This is a genomic window from Borrelia crocidurae (assembly GCF_000825665.2).
Classification (GTDB): Bacteria; Spirochaetota; Spirochaetia; order Borreliales; family Borreliaceae; genus Borrelia; species Borrelia duttonii.
The window spans coordinates 699338-717387 of the sequence record NZ_LN609267.1 but is presented as its reverse complement, the minus strand read 5'-3'; the positions used below and the strand labels follow the sequence as shown (position 1 = coordinate 717387).

General features: G+C 26.8%; 18 protein-coding genes and 2 pseudogenes. 7 read left to right on the top strand and 13 right to left on the bottom strand.

Annotation, left to right across the window (positions count from 1 at the left end):
• The 3 genes and pseudogenes from BN1173_RS04655 to BN1173_RS03445 form a co-directional block, all read left to right on the top strand.
• Positions 1 to 353 (top strand): annotated as a pseudogene (locus tag BN1173_RS04655) (hypothetical protein); the annotation flags it as partial.
• Positions 347 to 1398: pseudogene (locus BN1173_RS03450) on the top strand (hypothetical protein). The pseudogenes BN1173_RS04655 and BN1173_RS03450, both read left to right, overlap by 7 nt.
• Entirely contained in the window at positions 1395 to 1910 is a 516-nt protein-coding gene (locus BN1173_RS03445; RefSeq protein ID WP_040236625.1) for a hypothetical protein, read from the top strand. The pseudogene BN1173_RS03450 and the gene BN1173_RS03445 overlap by 4 nt, the downstream one beginning before the upstream one ends.
• A gap of 12 nt (positions 1911 to 1922) precedes the next feature.
• Here BN1173_RS03445 and BN1173_RS03440 read toward each other — a convergent pair whose 3' ends face one another.
• The 8 genes from BN1173_RS03440 to BN1173_RS03405 all read right to left on the bottom strand — a co-directional run bounded on the left by BN1173_RS03440 (position 1923) and on the right by BN1173_RS03405 (position 10580).
• Positions 1923 to 2363: a response regulator gene (locus BN1173_RS03440; protein WP_012538413.1), complete on the bottom strand. Its 441-nt coding sequence runs from the start codon at positions 2361 to 2363 to the stop codon at positions 1923 to 1925.
• A gap of 48 nt (positions 2364 to 2411) precedes the next feature.
• Positions 2412 to 2897 carry a chemotaxis protein CheX gene (locus BN1173_RS03435; RefSeq protein ID WP_012538412.1) on the bottom strand — a complete coding sequence of 162 codons (486 nt, stop codon included), beginning with the start codon at positions 2895 to 2897 and terminating at the stop codon, positions 2412 to 2414.
• An 11-nt stretch (positions 2898 to 2908) separates the two neighbouring features.
• On the bottom strand, positions 2909 to 4303 hold the full coding sequence (locus BN1173_RS03430) for a CheR family methyltransferase (RefSeq protein ID WP_040236634.1): 1395 nt from the start codon (positions 4301 to 4303) through the stop codon (positions 2909 to 2911).
• Between the two features lie 8 nt (positions 4304 to 4311).
• Positions 4312 to 6906, bottom strand: coding sequence for a chemotaxis protein CheA (locus BN1173_RS03425; RefSeq protein ID WP_040236622.1), 2595 nt, complete (start codon positions 6904 to 6906; stop codon positions 4312 to 4314).
• A gap of 104 nt (positions 6907 to 7010) precedes the next feature.
• Positions 7011 to 8015: a flagellar filament outer layer protein FlaA gene (locus BN1173_RS03420; protein ID WP_040236632.1), complete on the bottom strand. Its 1005-nt coding sequence runs from the start codon at positions 8013 to 8015 to the stop codon at positions 7011 to 7013.
• An 88-nt stretch (positions 8016 to 8103) separates the two neighbouring features.
• The gene (locus BN1173_RS03415) at positions 8104 to 8652 is read right to left on the bottom strand and encodes a flagellar filament outsheath protein (protein WP_052456027.1); all 549 of its coding nucleotides are present in this window, start codon (positions 8650 to 8652) and stop codon (positions 8104 to 8106) included.
• Entirely contained in the window at positions 8633 to 9628 is a 996-nt protein-coding gene (locus BN1173_RS03410; RefSeq protein ID WP_025400881.1) for an N-acetylmuramoyl-L-alanine amidase family protein, read from the bottom strand. Before BN1173_RS03410 ends, BN1173_RS03415 begins: the two co-directional genes overlap by 20 nt.
• On the bottom strand, positions 9621 to 10580 hold the full coding sequence (locus BN1173_RS03405; RefSeq protein WP_040236619.1) for a glycosyltransferase family protein: 960 nt from the start codon (positions 10578 to 10580) through the stop codon (positions 9621 to 9623). Before BN1173_RS03405 ends, BN1173_RS03410 begins: the two co-directional genes overlap by 8 nt.
• Before the next feature lie 60 nt (positions 10581 to 10640).
• Here BN1173_RS03405 and BN1173_RS03400 point away from each other — a divergent pair, with 60 nt between their 5' ends.
• Positions 10641 to 11285: a hypothetical protein gene (locus tag BN1173_RS03400; protein WP_014696491.1), complete on the top strand. Its 645-nt coding sequence runs from the start codon at positions 10641 to 10643 to the stop codon at positions 11283 to 11285.
• A 1-nt stretch (position 11286) separates the two neighbouring features.
• Here BN1173_RS03400 and BN1173_RS03395 read toward each other — a convergent pair whose 3' ends face one another.
• From BN1173_RS03395 to BN1173_RS03385, 3 genes are read right to left on the bottom strand one after another with little or no spacing between them, the layout of a single operon-like run.
• The gene (locus BN1173_RS03395; protein ID WP_014696490.1) at positions 11287 to 11721 is read right to left on the bottom strand and encodes a DUF192 domain-containing protein; all 435 of its coding nucleotides are present in this window, start codon (positions 11719 to 11721) and stop codon (positions 11287 to 11289) included.
• The gene (locus BN1173_RS03390; protein ID WP_014696489.1) at positions 11718 to 12125 is read right to left on the bottom strand and encodes a hypothetical protein; all 408 of its coding nucleotides are present in this window, start codon (positions 12123 to 12125) and stop codon (positions 11718 to 11720) included. Before BN1173_RS03390 ends, BN1173_RS03395 begins: the two co-directional genes overlap by 4 nt.
• Before the next feature lie 12 nt (positions 12126 to 12137).
• A complete protein-coding gene (locus BN1173_RS03385) occupies positions 12138 to 12485 on the bottom strand; it encodes a zinc ribbon domain-containing protein (RefSeq protein WP_014696488.1) in 348 nt (115 codons plus the stop codon).
• 97 nt (positions 12486 to 12582) lie between these two features.
• Between BN1173_RS03385 and era the strand changes: the two genes are divergently transcribed.
• Together era and lysS are read left to right on the top strand one after the other, a co-directional pair.
• Positions 12583 to 13455, top strand: coding sequence for a GTPase Era (gene era, locus BN1173_RS03380; RefSeq protein WP_014696487.1), 873 nt, complete (start codon positions 12583 to 12585; stop codon positions 13453 to 13455).
• Between the two features lie 82 nt (positions 13456 to 13537).
• Complete coding sequence (lysS, locus tag BN1173_RS03375; RefSeq protein ID WP_014696486.1) at positions 13538 to 15103, top strand: lysine--tRNA ligase; 1566 nt, start codon at positions 13538 to 13540, stop codon at positions 15101 to 15103.
• 85 nt (positions 15104 to 15188) lie between these two features.
• On the opposite strand, the gene gpmA is transcribed toward lysS, so the two are convergent.
• Positions 15189 to 15941 carry a 2,3-diphosphoglycerate-dependent phosphoglycerate mutase gene (gpmA, locus tag BN1173_RS03370; RefSeq protein WP_040236614.1) on the bottom strand — a complete coding sequence of 251 codons (753 nt, stop codon included), beginning with the start codon at positions 15939 to 15941 and terminating at the stop codon, positions 15189 to 15191.
• Positions 15942 to 16163: 222 nt separating this feature from the next.
• Between gpmA and rpiA the strand changes: the two genes are divergently transcribed.
• A complete protein-coding gene (gene rpiA, locus BN1173_RS03365; protein ID WP_040236612.1) occupies positions 16164 to 16850 on the top strand; it encodes a ribose 5-phosphate isomerase A in 687 nt (228 codons plus the stop codon).
• Here rpiA and psgB read toward each other — a convergent pair.
• Positions 16837 to 17967 (bottom strand): HemN-related non-iron pseudo-SAM protein PsgB, encoded by a 1131-nt coding sequence (gene psgB, locus BN1173_RS03360; RefSeq protein WP_246040051.1) that lies wholly within the window; start codon positions 17965 to 17967, stop codon positions 16837 to 16839. The two genes, rpiA and psgB, sit on opposite strands and share 14 nt — an antisense overlap.
• Positions 17968 to 18050 lie beyond the last annotated feature (83 nt).

Here is an 18050-nt window from a genome sequence, read left to right as displayed (position 1 = left end):
GGATTCTAATAATTAAATTTTATTTAGAAAAAGAAATAAAGTTAGTTCCTCAAAATATTGAAAATATATCACAATTAGTGAGCAAAGAAATAGAATTTTTAGACAATAACACAGTAAAGATAATAACTCAAAGTCTATTTAAATATGAACACTTAAGAAATATGTCTCCAATTGCAACATTAATATCAATCTTTTCAAATAGAACTAAAATTCCAAATATCAAAAATAACAGAACAAAAGGATTTATTGGATACGATGAGAGTTGGTTTTCAATAAAACAATCAAATTCAAAAGACTACGATCCAAGAATTATTAAAGAACTCTTAGAAATAGCTAGGAAAAACAAATGGTAAAAATATTTTCAAATTTTTTTAAAGCAATTTTAATAGCATCAATATTTACATTTTTGATGGAAGAATTATCAATAATACTTTTTTTGCCATATAAAATTCGATTTGCTTTAATATTCATTGGATTTTTATTTGACATAATATTAATTCTTATTTTCTTATACAAAATTTTAAAGGCATTTTTTTTAAAAAAATCACAAATATACATAAGAAATAATCTATTCTTCGACTTAATACATTGTCTGGTTCCTTTAATATTTTATAGTTCCCATCAAATGCAAAATATATTAAATCCTCAAGAAATAATCTTAACTCCAATAATACTCTCACTCTTTAAATTAAGATTCTTAAGACTTCTTAGATTTAACGACTTAATGATTGAAATCTATTATAATCCAAAAGAAAAAAATTTAATTTTAATTGCATTTGCCAGAACATTTTCAATAAGTTCACTGGTTCCATTTATATTTTTTATCATATTCTCAAGTTCAGGTTTTGCAAATACAATCCCCGAAAAACAAGAGTTCAATATAATAAAAAATATTTCTATCACAACTGAAAAAAACTATATTAAAGAAAAATATCCTTTCATACTTATAATTAAGGACAAAGAACAAACTATATATTCTAAATCCGATGATATATTTTTTTATTATAGTCCTAGTGAATATAAAATTATTGAAATAGACAAAACAAAATTCTATATTGACAAATATTTACAAAGAAAAAATGACTCTGTAATAGGAATATTTTTATTTACCCTTTTCATATCATTTGCAATATTTTTAACAAATTTTTATAAATTTTTTAAAGCAAGTTTTCATAAACCCACATTATATTAATGCACAAAGTTTTACAAGACCCATTTGAATATAGAAAAATTCAAATTCCATTTCATTTTAGTGAAGAAAAAGTATATGAAATGGCAAAAACATTTAACAATGTTTTATTAAAAAATAAATTAAATACAAAAAGAAAAAGCAAACTTCCACTAGAAATTGAACAACTAAAGAAAATAATAAATAGTAACAATAAGGAAAACATATGATCAAAAAAATATTGCTATTTTTAATAATTAACACATCAATTCATTCAAGATTAATAACACCTTCAATAGAAAAACGATCATCAGAATCCATGAAAAAATATTCTGCTTTTAACTTATTAATAGAAGAAGAATATTATATTCAACATCCAAAAAGTACACATGAAATACAAATATATGAATTAACAGAAAATTTCATAAAAAGTATTCTAAAAAATAAAATCGATGACTCAAAAATCACTACAACATACAGAGAAACTAACAAATACTTACTTCAAAGTGAAATCATTGACAAAGATTTTACAAAATACAAAATATTTAAAATTAAAACTATAGATTCAATTTTTAAAAGCTCAGCATTAATATACACCACAAAAGGATTTTACAAGCTAGAACTATACATAAGTGATAATAAAGACAAATTAGAAATTTTCAACCTCAATCCATCATACTTCACAAAAAATCCAAACGAAATAACTAATGAAATGATTTTTTATAATAACAATAATAAATAATCAACATTAATTTCATTTGACAAATACAGACATAACTCTTTGAAGAACCTTGGCTCTATCAAGAGGTTTTACAATAAACGTCTTTGCACCCTTAATCAAACATTCCTTAACCAACTGCTCTTTCCCCAAAGCAGAAATCATTATTACTTTAGCATTTTTATCAAATTCAATAATATTATCAAGACATGTCATTCCATCCATTCTGGGCATAGTAATATCAAGAGTAACAATATCAACATTAGGATAATGATTTTTATACTTAACCACAGCTTCTTCACCATCAGCAGCAGTGTCAATAATGTTAAATCCTTCAGAAGTAAAAATTTGAGTAAGTTGCTTTACAGTAAAAACCGAATCATCCACAATTAAAACATTAAAAGGAACCCCTGTATCATAATTAATACCTCTTGGTTTATTTGAAGCATCCATAGCAATTGTAGTTTTTTGGATCATATTAAACCCTCTTTTCTAATAATAAGCACTCTCAACTTCATAATAATATCAAACCCTCTCCCTTATTGCAATATTAACTTCAATAATTTTATTATCTGGCAAAGTAAAAGGTACTATTAATGCTTCAGACCCTTTATTACTTATCTTCATATTCTCTCCATAAATAAAAGCTGGAGGAGTTATGTCAAACACAAAACCCTTAGAATGTAGAGTAGTAACAAAATTACCAGCAATAATATTACCAACTTCTGTAAGAGTTGCTGCTACCATTTCCTTGGTCTCCTCATCATCAAAATCAACATACTCTTCAAAATTTAATTTAGATGCAACAAAAAGTGCAGTATCAATATCCATGTCAATAATAATACTTCCTTCAACAGAACCTGCAAGCCCTACAATAACAGAAACTCCCTTTATCTTTTGATTTATTGATTTAAGCCCAGGACTGCCCATTTGAATATCATCGACAAGCAACATATCTCTTAAAACTGAAGAAGCAGCATCTAAAAATGGCTCTATATAATCTATCCTCATTAATTTCTCCTTTAAATCCTTTTATATAGGTTAAAATATTTTACAGACTTATCTTTTATAAAAAGATCATTATTCTTAAGTTCTTCATTATCTCCCAAAATCAAAAGAGCACCTCTAACAGATTTTTCTGCAATTGCATTCAGAATTAAAATTTGACCATCATCATTCAAGAAACATAAAATATCTCTTAAAAACACAATTCCCAAATTTTCTGGAAATTCTGATAAAATGGCATCTGAATATTCAAATAAAATACTATTCATAATCTCTGGCTTAAATTTATAAACTCCTGAAGCTTGCTCAAAGGAATTTTTTCGATAAATTTCACTCAAATTAATCTCAGATTCCAAGAAAACCAGATTAGAAGTACCTATAACTTTATTAAAATCATTATCAATAGCCGTTACTTTAAAAGGATTTTTATAAGACTCATATAAAACATTCACGAAAGATATTGTCTCTTTTCCTTCACCACATCCAATTTCAAAAACATTTAAAATAGTACCAATATCACTCATATTATTAACATGCCGTTGAACAATTTCCTCCTGAAATTCCTTTAAGTACTGCTCATTCCACAATTGACTCGATGACTTTGAATAAAATTCACTTAAGAAGTTATCATAAGCTAAATCATTAATATTTGCAATATCTAATTTAACTCCTATCTTCTTTAAAAAATCGTCACTTACCAAGGATGAATTAAAAGAATATTTAAAAAGATTTTCCTTAATCACCCTTAAATCATCTAAATTATCCTTAGAAGATAACACATGATTACTAGCAGATGCTTCTGATAACTCCAAAGAATTATTATCAAAAGATATCGACTGCTCTTCATGCTCAGAAGTACCTATCTTATCACCTGTATTTTTACTCTCTTCCAATAAAACTTCTTTTTCTTCTATATCATTATCATAATTGAAAATTTTACCAACATCAAGAACAATATACAATTTTGAACCATATTCAACTACACCCCTCATGTAATGTATCAATGTTTCCTGAAATAAAATAGGATGAGGATCCTGAATCAAAGAAGAATCAATTGAGAAAACATTATTAACCTTATCAACAATAACTCCTATTAATAGATCATTATTTCTAAGCACCATAACATCTTCAAAGTCTTTTTTAATGACTTTCAAATTAAACATTATCCTCAAATCAATAATAGAAATTATTTCCCCTCTTAAATTGTCAAGCCCAACCACATACTTTTTAGCATTAGGAACATATGTAAAATTATTAGACTTTCTAATCTCCTTAACTTGCATGATATCTACCAAATAACTATCATCCCCAATATTAAAAGATACAACTTTAAAATCTAAATTAACAGAATCTTTTTCTTTAAGATGACTACCAATATTATGTTCATCTAAATATATCTCTTTTATTTCCATCATAAAGACTATCCCTTCATATCCCTTAGGTCAAACAGCCTAAATACATCAATAATCAGAACAACCTTACCATTACCAAGTGTAGTAGCTCCAACTATTCCAGGACTTGAAGCATACTTATCTTTAATAGGTTTTACAACAAAATCTTCCTCTCCAAGAATAGAATCAACAACTATACCTGCTTTCTTATCATTAATGCTAATCACTATCAAAAATTTTTCATACAAATCTTGATGATCATTTTTTATATTAAAAAGCTCATCAAGCCTAAGCACAGATATAACTTCTTCTCTTAAATTATATACCTCATGATCATTTTCAAGAAGCCTAATATTATCTTCATTAATTCTATGAGTTTCAAGCACACTGTTTAAAGGAATAACATAAATCTCATTCCCTGATTTCACAAGAAGTCCTTGAACAATCACCAATGTTAAAGGAAGTTTAATTTTAAAAATAGTACCAACATTAATTTTTGAATCTATAATGATAGTTCCATTTAATTTTTTAACATTATTTTTAACAACATCAAGCCCTACCCCCCTACCAGAAACATCTGTAATTTGACTAGCTGTCGAAAACCCAGGCTCAAAAATCAAATTAAGCATTTCACTCTCAGAGAGAACTGTATTTTCATTTATTAAACCTTTTTCAATTGATTTTTTCCTAATGACATTTGGATCTATACCTTTCCCATCATCCTCAATTTCAATTGATATAACATTACCTTCATTTTTGGCACGCAAAATTATATGACCGGTTTTATCTTTTCCCTTACTAATCCTTTCATCTACAGTTTCAATTCCATGATCCATAGAATTTCTAATACAATGCATTAAAGGATCTACAAGGTCATCTATAACAGATTTATCAACTTCAGTATCTTCCCCTTGAGTACTAAGTTCTACAACTTTACCTAATTTCTTTGAAAGATCTCTTATTACTCTTGTAAACCTTGAAAAAATACTAGCAACCGGCAACATCCGTGTTCTTAAAACACTCTCATGTAAATCAGTAATTATCCTAGAGAGTCTATTAGATGCAAATCTAGAATCTTGATGAATCTTAAATAATAAATCTTTTAGATTCATCATATCTTGCAAACTTCTATCAAGTTTATGTTCCAATAACTCTACTATCCGTGTCTCAATAGAATTGTCCAAATCTAAACCGACATCTTTAAAAATCATCTTTAAATCTGACAAAAAACTATTACGAAAATTTTCTTGATAATCATAAAAATAATTAAAACCATAAATAAAAGATGTAATATCAGAATTTATTTGATTATAGGACGATTTACTAATGACAGCTTCACTTACAAGATTTAATATAGAATCTATTCTTTTGCTATCAATTCTAATTAAATTAACATTTAAAGCTGATTTTTTAGATTCTTTAACAGGAGCATAAGCATCAACTTCAGTACTTACATCCATACCTTTAATATTTTTCAAATCAACTTCGCTAATATCAAAACTAACAACAACATCTGATAAATCTACCTTTTTAGAAATACTCTCTATTGAAGTTTTTGATATTAAATAATAAACAATCAAATCAAAAAATTTATCTGACAGTAAATCCTCACTATCAGGAATAGATTTATAAATTTCCCCCAAACTTTTCAAAGCCTGTAACATTTGAAAGCCAGAAATAGTTGACATAGGATTATTCTTATTAAAATATAATTTCACTTCAAACAACTTAGAATCTCCAATATGATTTCTTAAATCAATAATCTCATCATTAGAGAGTTGAAAACCACCCTTATTAGATACTGTATTATCTTTAGAGAGTGTATTATTAATAACTGAATTTTGCTCTCTTAAATTTGCTTTTGCCAATTCATTATCAATATCAAATTCATTAATTGAATAATCTGACGCAACATCAGATAAATTTATCTTTTCTTCAATCTTATGAATATCTAAATATATCAAATAATAATCCACTCTTTTTAAAAATTGATCCGAAATCAATTGATCATAATTTGGAACCGTATGAAGAATTGGGGCTAAATCTTTTAAAGATTGAAACATCTGTATTCCAGCAATCGTAGCCATAGGATTATCTTTATCAAAATCAATACTAACTTTTAAAAGTTTTTGACCAAGCCCTACAGCTTCCCGCATATCATTAATATCAGAAGAAGAGAGTAAAAATTCATCATTATCTTTATTTTCTAAAACCTCAACAGAAGTTGTCTGATAATCATATTCCAAAAAGCCTCTTAATTTACTTTTAAGTCCACTTACATCCTGCAAATAAACATCTCCATTAAGACGTGCATCAAGCATACTTTTTATTACATCAAGCGCATTTAAAAGTAAATCAATAAGATCATTACATATTTTTAACCTATTATCTCTAATAGCATCAAACACATCCTCAACAACATGAGTAAAACTTGAAAGTTCCATCATATCAACAGAAGCTGAACTACCCTTAATAGTATGTGCTGCCCTGAATATTTCATCAATAGTTTCCATATTATGAGGGTCATCTTCTAATGAAATAATATTCTCTTCAAGAGTATCTACAAGATTTTGAGCCTCTTCAAAAAAAATTTCTAAAAGCTCTTTATTATCTGCATCTATCATTCACCCATTTTCCTATTTTAATGATAACAGGAACAAATTAAAAATTGACCCTGCTATCATAATAATTTTATCATTTCTCAGTACGTACCCCAGATTTATCATTACTACTTTTTTTTACCTTTTTCAAATAAATCTTGAAAAGATTCATCTGGCATTGATATACTCTCTCTCACCTTTAAAACTTTCTTCAGAGCTTCCTGGGATTTCAATTTTCGAAGTGACTCAACTCCACGTGTTTCATAAATTTTAAATATAGATTCATTATCAACATCAGAATCCAAGGAAATACTTAATTTATCATAAATAACCCTTAAATCCTTGATATAAAAAATTAGATTTTGTTCCCTTGAACTATGAAATTTTGAAACTCTAAATGCTTTAAACCTCATTTTGCTTGAAGGAAGAGGATAATTGGGAACACTATTATCAGCTGTTCTAGAACTTATCCCTGGAAGATAAGTAGGATTTGACCACACTAAATCTGCCCAACCCTTAAATTTTAAAGAACCTAAAGGATAAACATATTCCATACCACTCATATCTTCAAATAAAACTTCAAGATCAACATCATGTCCCAAACTGTAAACTGTAACCTTTACCTCTTTCATAATTCTAACATTATCAATAAGACCTCTACCTACAAATTGATTACCATTTTCTCCAGCATAAAAAGGAATTTTAAATGGAGGCAATACCATTGCAGAAGACTGAATATAACTTGGAAATAATACTCTAATTCCCAAAATTGTCTCTCCTGCATATCTTCTAGAATCACTCTTAACAACAGCCGGAACAACAATAGAATTCTTTACATATGCCTGCATTCTAGCTGAAGGTGTTAAAAGGATACTCCAATTATTTATTCCAAGATTTAATACCATATCTTCTGGCTTCATAATGCTTGAAGCTCCAGAATATACACGATCAATATAATCTGTAAGATCAAGCTCAGTAGAACTTGGATCTTTTGCAAGTTCTGCAAAATCAAGAACCAATTCACCAGGTTCACCATCAGAAGAACCATCACCTGATGATGTTCGAGATGTCTCTTGACCAAAAACAGGAATTAAGAAAATAATAAAAAATAAAATAAAAACACTTTTCTTCATTTTATCCATCAAATCAACTCCTCATACAAAATAATTTAATTTTTTATTTGTCAATTTCATAATACATCCAATAATACTCAAAAACATCTTAAACATTTAAAATATACCCCTCAATGAAAATAAAAATTTCTTTAACATCTCTAGGATAGTTAAAATTAATTGTTTCTTTTAAAGATTTAACAAATAAACTTACCCTCAATTCCTCAGAATCCTTATAAGCACCATTTCCAAAAGAATCATAAAACTCTTTGGAAAGATTTATAAAATATACATCATTACTCATAAAAGAATATAAAAGCTTTACATTAGTAGTTCCAAATTGCAAATAAAAACCTTTACTATTACCCAATAAAAAATCTTTAACTAACAAATCCAAATTTTCTTTAAGAGTTTTTCTTTTTTTTAAATAACGTAAATCAGAAATTAATTCATGCTCAGAATGGAAATAAAATACTTTTCTAAAGAAAAGATTATCATAATTACAAAATATCAAATATGAAGAAAATAAAAAAATTAATAATAAAAATACAATCAATATCTCAAGAAAATATTTCGAACAATGACGCCTAAGAAAATCGTAACAAACACAAATATTTTTCATCAACATGTTAAAACCACTATTTCTCATAAAATTCAATAAACTTAATTAAGGACTCAAGTACTAAAATATTGATTTTGCTCATATAATTGTAATCCAAAATCAAAATCGCATCATCAATATTCGATAAAAACCCAATTTCAATTAATACAGCGGGCATACTACTATTTTTAATCACAAACCACTGCTCTTCCCTAATTGTTCTAATTTTAGTCTCACATAAAACATCACTAAAAGTTTCATATAAAATTTCCGCTAATTTTTTTGATTCATATTTATACTTAATATCTAGTATATCATTAAGCTCCCTTAAGTATCTATTACCTCTAATATCATATCCTTTCAAATTCCTTATAACCTCTCTTTTTGAATTTTGAGGAAGATACCAAAATTCAACTCCTCTAGCATCCGGATTTGAAGCATTATTTGCATGTATCGACAAAAATATAACATTATTGGGAAAATCTGGTTTAATTGCATTTGCAAATTCGGATCTATCTTGTAATGACACAAAAATATCATCCACACGTGTTAATAAAATATTTCTATCTAAAAAATAATTACTAAGGATTTTATATAAATGTATAGAATAAGTCAAAGTAAAATCTTTTTCAAAAAAAGTAATATTATGTTCTCTTAACTTATGTGTTACAACAGCTCCCCTATCATGACCACCATGACCAGGATCAATAACAATTGATGTTATTCGTGGTTTACTATAACTTTGCAAAGATCGAAAATAATTTTCAATCTGCATCAAAGCTTTCTTAGTGATTAAAATTTCCCCATCTCTTAAAAGGATAGGATCTACATAAATATAATAACCAATAGATGATAAACCATATTCAAAACCCACTTTAAGCTTAAGATGTCCCTTTTCATGCTCAATTGTAAGAATATCTCTCTCAATATTAAAATTGAACTTAAAAAAGTTGCTATCAAATGAATCAAGAATATTGACATACTCAAATTCATCTGCATGCACAAATAAAAACACAAATACTAAATTAATCAATAATATTATTTTCCCAAAGTTCAATTGCACTCTTTAAATCACCTTTAAACCTTAAGCTATTTTTGATGGTTTCACATTTAATTTCTTTAAATTCTCTGCCAAACCTAAAAGGATTAACACCATATCTTAAGCATAGTCTTATAAATCGTAAAAATGAAAATTTTACTCCATTTCCAATAAAAATAGGAACATAATTTTTAAGTAAAAAAATCAAAAAACTTTTATTTTTTGTTAAATCTTCTGGAACATTTAAAGCTGTATATTGTATACGTAATTTCCTATAAATATGAATACTCTCTCCAAAATAAATAGCTCTAAGTCCAAAATCTAATCTTTGAAAATACTCGTTTTTGATCCTCTTATCAAAACCTCCTAACTGAATAAACTTCTCCTTAGAATAAAGACCACAATAATCCATAGTAATTAAAGTCTTCTCATAATCACGTTCAGAATTTATTAAAATTACTTTTAATCTTTGATATTTATCAATAGTAGGCAGAAAAATCGATGGAACAACCTCTTCATCTTTATCAAAGAATTCACCACCAACAAGAAGTACATTCTTTTTAACAATTTCATCAAATATATTAGGAATCCAAAAAGGATTTAACAAGTACATATCACTTTGCAATACAAAAACAAAACTACAAATGGACTCTTTCATCGCTAAATTAACTTTCTCTCCAGAATTTAAATCCCCAGAAAGTAAAATAAATTTCAATTTATCATAATTTTCTGAAATAAACTGAAGAGAAGTCCTATTACTTTGTTTTTCAATAGAAATAATTTCTCTGATAAAGTCAAAATTAGAAAGAAATTCAAATAAATCCTCCCTAAAAATTTTTGTGCCTCTATTTAAAATGACAAAAGATATTCCAAAAGTTGACTTTTGTACATAACTATTTTTAGACTGAATAACTGTATAAGAATAATCATTACTCCTAAAATACATATAACTTACTTCAAAAATCCTTATAATTAAACTATAATAAATTACATGGTAAGCAATAACATGTTAAAAACAAGTATTCTAAACATTGAACAATTAAAATATAGCATAGTTATTGCTGTTTTAACACTAATAACATTCATAAGTTGTAAAGATAAAAACGTAACTTACGACAAAAGAATTAAAAAAATACTTGATAACAATAAATTAGAATATAGAATAGATAAAGAAAATGATTTCATCATATCAAAAACCATTAACAATGCAAACATAGAAATAATAGTCAGGTCAAAACTAAATTCATATCAAAATTCAAAAATAAGAGAAATATTTGGCATAGTAGAAACATTTGACGTTAATTCAGATAAAATTCAAGAAATATCAGAATCTTTAATGAACGATAGTTACAACAATCGTGTCTTAGGATCATGGGAAATAATCCATGATCCAGAAAGAGGCAATAATTCTTTGGTATACATCGTTAAAGCTGAAGAAAATGCAAAAGAAATATTCTTACTTGATGCCTTTGAAGAAATAGCAGCAACAATATCTATCTTTAAAAAAGTAATAAGAGACGATAAAACAGACATCAACATTAAAGATAAATCCAATGAAACCTTCAATAAAATTCCTAATGACACATTACAAAATGAAGATAAAATCAACGATCACGAAGAAGAAGAACTTCAAAAAATAAAAGCTAAATAATTTACTCTATATTTAAAGAATTAACATCAAAATTAAACTTAACCTTATCACCCACTTTAATTTTAAATTTAGAAAAAGTACCCCCTGGAACCTCAAGAGCATATTTAACCTTATATTTAGAATTGACACTCACTTCTGAGAAAGGAATTAAACTATAAATCTCTTTAATAATACCTGCAGCATTAATATAAGCAATTTCAAGTGGTATAGCAGTATCCCGCATCCAAAAAGATAAATTTTTTTCTTTATCAAAAATAAAAAGCATGCCATTATTTATATCTATATGTCTAGTTCCCATATAACCTTTAGCTCTAGTAACCTTATCAATTGCAAGCATAACAAAAAACTTAGTATCATTAATAATGATTTCTTTATCATATACATGCCTAACACAAGAGACAAAAAAAATTAATGCAAATAAAATTTTCAGGTTCAATTTTCTCCATTAATGTAAGACTTTAATGTCATTCTTAAAATATTATCATTCAACACAATAATTGAATCACCAATATCCCAAACATAATTAAAAGGAGTTACAACAGAAGCATCACCAAATTTTTCTTTAACACTCAAAACAATAGAATATTGAGAAACCAATTTTTTATCAAAAACAAAAGTATATGAATAAAGTTTATACTTATCAAAACTAAAGTAAGCATTTTTTACACAAATTTTACCTCTAAAATTTAAAATTTGTGTATTAACAGAAGCTATTTCAACTTCTTCAATATCATAATAAAAAATAGAATTGCGTTTCATATTATCTTCAACAGTATTAACATTATCTCCTAAGTTAAAAGATAAGAAAATAGAAAATAAATAAAAAACCGTAATTCCCATATAAATTCATCCTTAGAAAAAAAGAATATAAACAAAAAGCAAAATTATCAAAAAATTAGCAAACAAATAAAGCATAACATTCACATAAAATCCAAAATAAAATTTTCTTCTTAAAAAGCTATCACCATTCCAAAGCCTTTTAAATCCTCTATTAATAGAACGTTTTTTTAACTGTTTTTCAAAAGGACTATAATTACATTTTGGACAACCATTCTCAAATGCAGAAATAATACCTACATATCCACAACTTGGACATTCAAGATCGCCTAACTTAGAATGACAATTCAAACATATTGCCTTATCAAGTTCAACTCTCTCTCCACATTTCTCACAAAAAACCTCAAAATTGACTTTTCTCAAACCTTAATCCTTGTAACACAATATTTAAAGATAGTATACATTATTTACACGTTTACACTATATTAATAATATTAATAGAATGTAGTAGGAAATTAAAATGAAATCAGGATTTGTATCAATCATAGGTAGACCTTCAACAGGGAAATCTACACTTTTAAATTCAATATGTGGACATCAAATATCAATCACTTCCTCTACACCACAAACAACTAGAAATAAAATAAAAGGAATATTTACAGACAAAAGAGGACAAATCATTTTTATAGACACACCAGGATTCCATCTAAGCAAAAAAAATTTCAATATAGCATTAATGAATAACGTATACTCTGCAATTATAGAAACAGAATTAATTATCTATGTCATAGACATTCAAGATCAACCTGGAACTGAAGAAAATGAAATATTAACAATCATACAAAGATCAAAAATTAATTTTATAGTGGTCATAAACAAAATTGATATTCACAAAACAAAAGAAAAAGAAATAATGACATTTTTAGAAGAAAAAAAAATACAAAAAAACAAAATTATAAAAATCTCTGCTGAAAAGCAAATAAATATTGAGACAATGAAAGATAAAATTTATGAAAATCTTAATGAAGGACCTCTTTATTATCCAAAAGAATATTATACAGATCAAAAAATAAATTTACAAATTAGTGAAATAATTAGAGGAGTAACTATTAAAAAACTTAAAGAAGAATTACCATACTCTATATACACAGAAATCGAGATCTTAGAAGATAGAGAAAACAAATTTTTTATTAAAGCAAATATTATTGTAGCTGGAGAGAGTCAAAAGGGAATAATAGTTGGCAAAGGAGGAAAAGGAATTAAATCAATTGGTGAAGAATCTAGAAAAATAATATCAAAAATACTTGAAAAAAAATGCAATTTATTTTTACAAGTAAAATTAAGAAAAAATTGGAATAAAAACGCTAAATTAATTAAAAATTTGATAAATTAATATGATAACATTTTTCAACACTTCTTCATATTGAAATAACAAAAATAGGATGATAAAATTAAGTTTTAACAGAGGAAATATTATGAAAACAGCACACTGGGCAGATTTTTATGCAAAAAAAATAATAACAGAAAAAGGTAAAAAAGAACAATACACAGTTTCATCAGGAATTACTCCATCAGGAACCGTTCACATTGGAAATTTTAGAGAAGTAATTTCTGTTGACCTAGTAGCAAGAGCACTTCAAGATCAGGGAAAACAAGTAAGATTTATTTATTCATGGGATAACTATGATGTATTTAGAAAAGTACCTAAGAACATGCCTGATCAAGAATTATTAACAACCTATTTAAGACAAGCAATAACAAGAGTTCCTGACACAAAAACTAATAAGTCAAGTTATGCAAGAGCAAATGAAATAGAATTTGAACAACATTTGCCTACTGTAGGCATTGAGCCAGAATTTATAGATCAAAGCTTAAAATATATGTCAAGTGATTATGCAAATCAAATAAAATTTGCACTAGATCATAAAGATGAAATAGCAACAATACTCAACAAATACAGAACCACACAACTTGCAGATGACTGGTATCCTATTAGCATTTTTTGTACCAAATGTAATAGAGATACTACAACAATAAAAAATTATAATCATTGCTATTCTATTGAATACTATTGCGAATGTGGAAATAAAGAATCGCTAGACTTAAGAAAAACATGGGCTTGCAAACTTCCATGGAGAATAGATTGGCCAATGCGATGGAAATATGAAAATGTTGATTTTGAACCTGCTGGCAAAGATCACCACAGCAGTGGAGGAAGTTTTGACACAGCAAAAGAAATCGTAAAAATTTTTGGAGGAACTCCTCCCATAACATTTCAATACGATTTTATATCCATTAAAGGACATGGTGGAAAAATATCTTCATCATCTGGAGACGTTGTTTCATTAAAAGATGTTCTTGAAATATATACACCTGAAGTTACAAGATTTTTATTTGCGTCAACAAAACCCAATACAGAGTTTTCAATATCATTTGACCTTGATGTAATAAAAATTTATGAAGATTACGATAAATTTGAAAGGGTATATTATGGAATTGATGAAATTCAAGAAAAGAAAAAAGAAACTTTCAAAAGAATTTATGAACTCTCACAACCAAAAGCACCAGACAAAGAAATTCCTTATCAAATTGGATTTAGACATTTAAGTGTAATATGTCAAATTTTTGAAGGAGACAAAGATAAAATCTTTACACTTTTAAATAATATAAAAGAACATCAAAAAACAAAACTAATAAATAAAATTGAATGTGCCATCAACTGGATTAAAAAATTCGCACCTGAAGATTTTAAATTTTCACTCAGATCAACATTTGATAACATTGAAGTACTTCAAGATAACAATAAACAAGCAGTAATACAATTACTAAACTTCTTAAAAGAAAATTTTAATAATATTACTGAAAAAGAAATTCAAGATGAAATTTATAATATTGCAAGAAAAAACAATATTGAACCACCATTATTCTTTAAGCAACTCTACAACATATTAATTACTAAAGACAAAGGACCAAAATTAGCAGGATTTATTAAAACAATTGGTATTGAAAAATTTGAAGAAATTGTAAAACATTACATTTAATTTTAACACAAAAATATTTGAAATATATATTAAGAAGAGATCATATTTATTAATAATCTCTTCTTGTTAACGTTTGCTCTGTTTTTTATCTATCTATTTTTTTACCTTGATTAGCAACAGATTCCATAGCTGCCTTAATTTTATCTTCATCGCCCAAATAGTAATGTTTAACGGGTTTTAAATCCTTATCAAGCTCATAAACTAAAGGAATACCCGTTGGAATATTTAGCTTTAAAATATCTTCTTCACTCATATTATCAAGATATTTAACAAGGGCTCTTAAAGAATTACCATGAGCAGCAACAATAACTCTTTTTCCTTCAAGAATAGCCTTAGCAATTTTATCTGTCCAATATGGTATAACTCTTGAAACAGTATCTTTTAAACACTCGGTTGAAGGAAGTTCACTTTTAGGAATATTTTTATATCTTGAATCATGAATAGGATGACGCTTATCAGACTCATCCAAAGGCATAGGAGGAACATTATAACTACGTCTCCAAATGAGAACTTTATCTTCGCCATACTTTTCAGCCGTTTCAGCCTTATTTAATCCTTGCAATGCCCCATAATGTCTCTCATTAAGTCGCCAAGATTTTTCTACATCAATATACGATTGACCCAATTCACACAAAATAATATTTAAAGTATCATTAGCTCTTACTAACATTGAGCTAAAAGCAATATCAAAAGAATAACCTTCCTTTTTCAATATTCTACCACCCTCACAAGCTTCAGAAACACCCTTCTCAGAAAGTTTAACATCAGTCCATCCTGTAAAAAGATTTTCCTTATTCCATTCACTCTCACCATGCCTCACTAAAACTAATTTATACATAAAATCTCCTAAGAAATATTTAGATTACCTTAATAACATTTTATCAATTAAATTAACACAAAATCTAATTAATGTTAATACTCAAACATTTCTTAAAGACAACAAATTATAAAACTATTTTACTCAAAATAAAACATTGTTATTTACTGAATTATTAATGATATAATTTACCTTAAAGTTCGTATTCTAATAAACATTTAGTAACTAAAAGGATTATTAAAAATGGAAAAACAAAAAGAATTAATCTCAAAATATGCAATTGATAATTATGTAACAAGCAACATGTTCATAGGAATTGGAACAGGAACAACTGTTTTTTATGCAATTAAACACTTAAGTTACAAAATAAAATCTGGTGCTTTAAAAAATCTTACATTTTATCCAACAAGCAGTGACACACAATGCTTACTTGCAAAAGAAAATATTGCTTACGAATCAAAATTCACAAAAATTAACAAAAATATAGATATCACAATCGACGGAGCTGACGAGGTTCTATTAGATAAAAAAGCATTAATTAAAGGTGGTGGAGCAGCTCACTTAATGGAAAAAGTAGTCGCATATAACTCTAATCAGTTATTGATCATTGCAGATGAAACTAAAATAGTAACAAATTTAGGAGAAAAAACACCAATACCAATAGAAATTGCCCCAAATGCCCTTGCATTTATTAAAGCCAAACTAGAAAAAATGAACTTTAATCCTGTTTTAAGAACATGTAAATCTAAAGCAGGACCACTAATTACTGACAATAATAATTATATCTTAGACATAAAAATGAATATTGAAAATCCTAAAGGAACTGAAAAATATTTTAAATTATTCCCTGGAATACTTGAAATTGGTATTTTTAATCATCAAAATACTAAAATCATATACTATCAAAATGGACAAATTAAAGAAACTTAAAGCTTACTTTAAAAGAATTAACAATTAAATATTCTTCTATCAATCGCAAATAAAAATTCAATTTAAACCTCTCACATTGCTCCAAATAAAGAATATCATTACTCAAAACAACTGATTTATTTAAACTTAAAAGGTAATCAATAAATTTATAAAAATCGTTCTGGTGATATATAAATCTACGTCTCAAAATAGATATATCAAGACCTCGCTTGGTACCAAGATTTGTAATGAAATGATAAATAAAAAAATCTAAATCACTGAAATTTTCAAAAGTGGCAGAAGACTCTACACTATACAAAAAATTATCATCCTTCCTAATCACAGCCCTAAGACCATTATTCTCAGAAACAAAAAGCAAACTAACAGATTGCAAGCCAAGACCTAAATATGGACTGAGTTCCCAATATCGCACATTATGTTTACACTCATACCCTCTTAAGGCAAAATTTGAAATTTCATAATTTAAATAACCATGAGACTCCAAAAAATCAAAAGCATAGAACCATAAATCTTCACCCTTAATATCATTATAATCACTATAAGCATCACTACTAGAATCAACAATACAATTATTCTTATCAATCAAAACTTCTGAAAGAGAAATATGTTCGGGAGCATATGATATTATTTTTACTAAATCACTTTTAAGATTTGTTTTGTTGTGATACAAAATATTAATATCAAAATCAATATTCAAATCAAAATGAAATTGATGAATATTTTCAATAGCAGCATTAACTTTATCAATAGATACCCCAAAAATACCTATCTTCTCTAAAAATTTTGAAGAAAAACTTTTTATATCAAGACTAATTCTACTGACAAAAAAATTATCTAGAACTGTTAAAACAGACGTTGTAATATTTCCAGGATGCAATTCAAAAGTAAATTCATCCAAATCAAAAAAATTAAATTTTGCAGACAAAGATGTTAAAAAAGATTCTAATTCAAAAACATCAACCAATCTTAAATCATTATATTTAATATAAAGAGTCTTAACTTTTGGAAATCCCAAAACTTCTAAATAATAAGACAACTCACGAAATACTTTTTCATAAAAAATATGACTAAAACACTTGCTAAAATCAATATAAATACTTAGCTCTTTCAAAGACAAAAAATTCAATACTATATAAATAACCTTTAAAAAATTTAAGTTTAATTATAATATATATAATCATAGCATTAAGTATAATGAAT

Bases quoted from the DNA above. Each gene is read 5' to 3' on its own strand.
- BN1173_RS03405 (WP_040236619.1), bottom strand. From the start codon at position 10,580: ATGTATTTTAGGAGTAATGATTATTCTTATACAGTTATTCAGTCTAAA.
- BN1173_RS03440 (WP_012538413.1), bottom strand. From the start codon at position 2,363: ATGATCCAAAAAACTACAATTGCTATGGATGCTTCAAATAAACCAAGA.
- BN1173_RS03390 (WP_014696489.1), bottom strand. From the start codon at position 12,125: ATGGGAATTACGGTTTTTTATTTATTTTCTATTTTCTTATCTTTTAAC.
- gpmA (WP_040236614.1), bottom strand. From the start codon at position 15,941: ATGTATAAATTAGTTTTAGTGAGGCATGGTGAGAGTGAATGGAATAAG.
- BN1173_RS03420 (WP_040236632.1), bottom strand. From the start codon at position 8,015: ATGAAGAAAAGTGTTTTTATTTTATTTTTTATTATTTTCTTAATTCCT.
- BN1173_RS03425 (WP_040236622.1), bottom strand. From the start codon at position 6,906: ATGATAGATGCAGATAATAAAGAGCTTTTAGAAATTTTTTTTGAAGAG.
- BN1173_RS03400 (WP_014696491.1), top strand. From the start codon at position 10,641: ATGTTAAAAACAAGTATTCTAAACATTGAACAATTAAAATATAGCATA.
- BN1173_RS03445 (WP_040236625.1), top strand. From the start codon at position 1,395: ATGATCAAAAAAATATTGCTATTTTTAATAATTAACACATCAATTCAT.
- BN1173_RS03430 (WP_040236634.1), bottom strand. From the start codon at position 4,303: ATGGAAATAAAAGAGATATATTTAGATGAACATAATATTGGTAGTCAT.
- lysS (WP_014696486.1), top strand. From the start codon at position 13,538: ATGAAAACAGCACACTGGGCAGATTTTTATGCAAAAAAAATAATAACA.
- era (WP_014696487.1), top strand. From the start codon at position 12,583: ATGAAATCAGGATTTGTATCAATCATAGGTAGACCTTCAACAGGGAAA.
- rpiA (WP_040236612.1), top strand. From the start codon at position 16,164: ATGGAAAAACAAAAAGAATTAATCTCAAAATATGCAATTGATAATTAT.
- BN1173_RS03435 (WP_012538412.1), bottom strand. From the start codon at position 2,897: ATGAGGATAGATTATATAGAGCCATTTTTAGATGCTGCTTCTTCAGTT.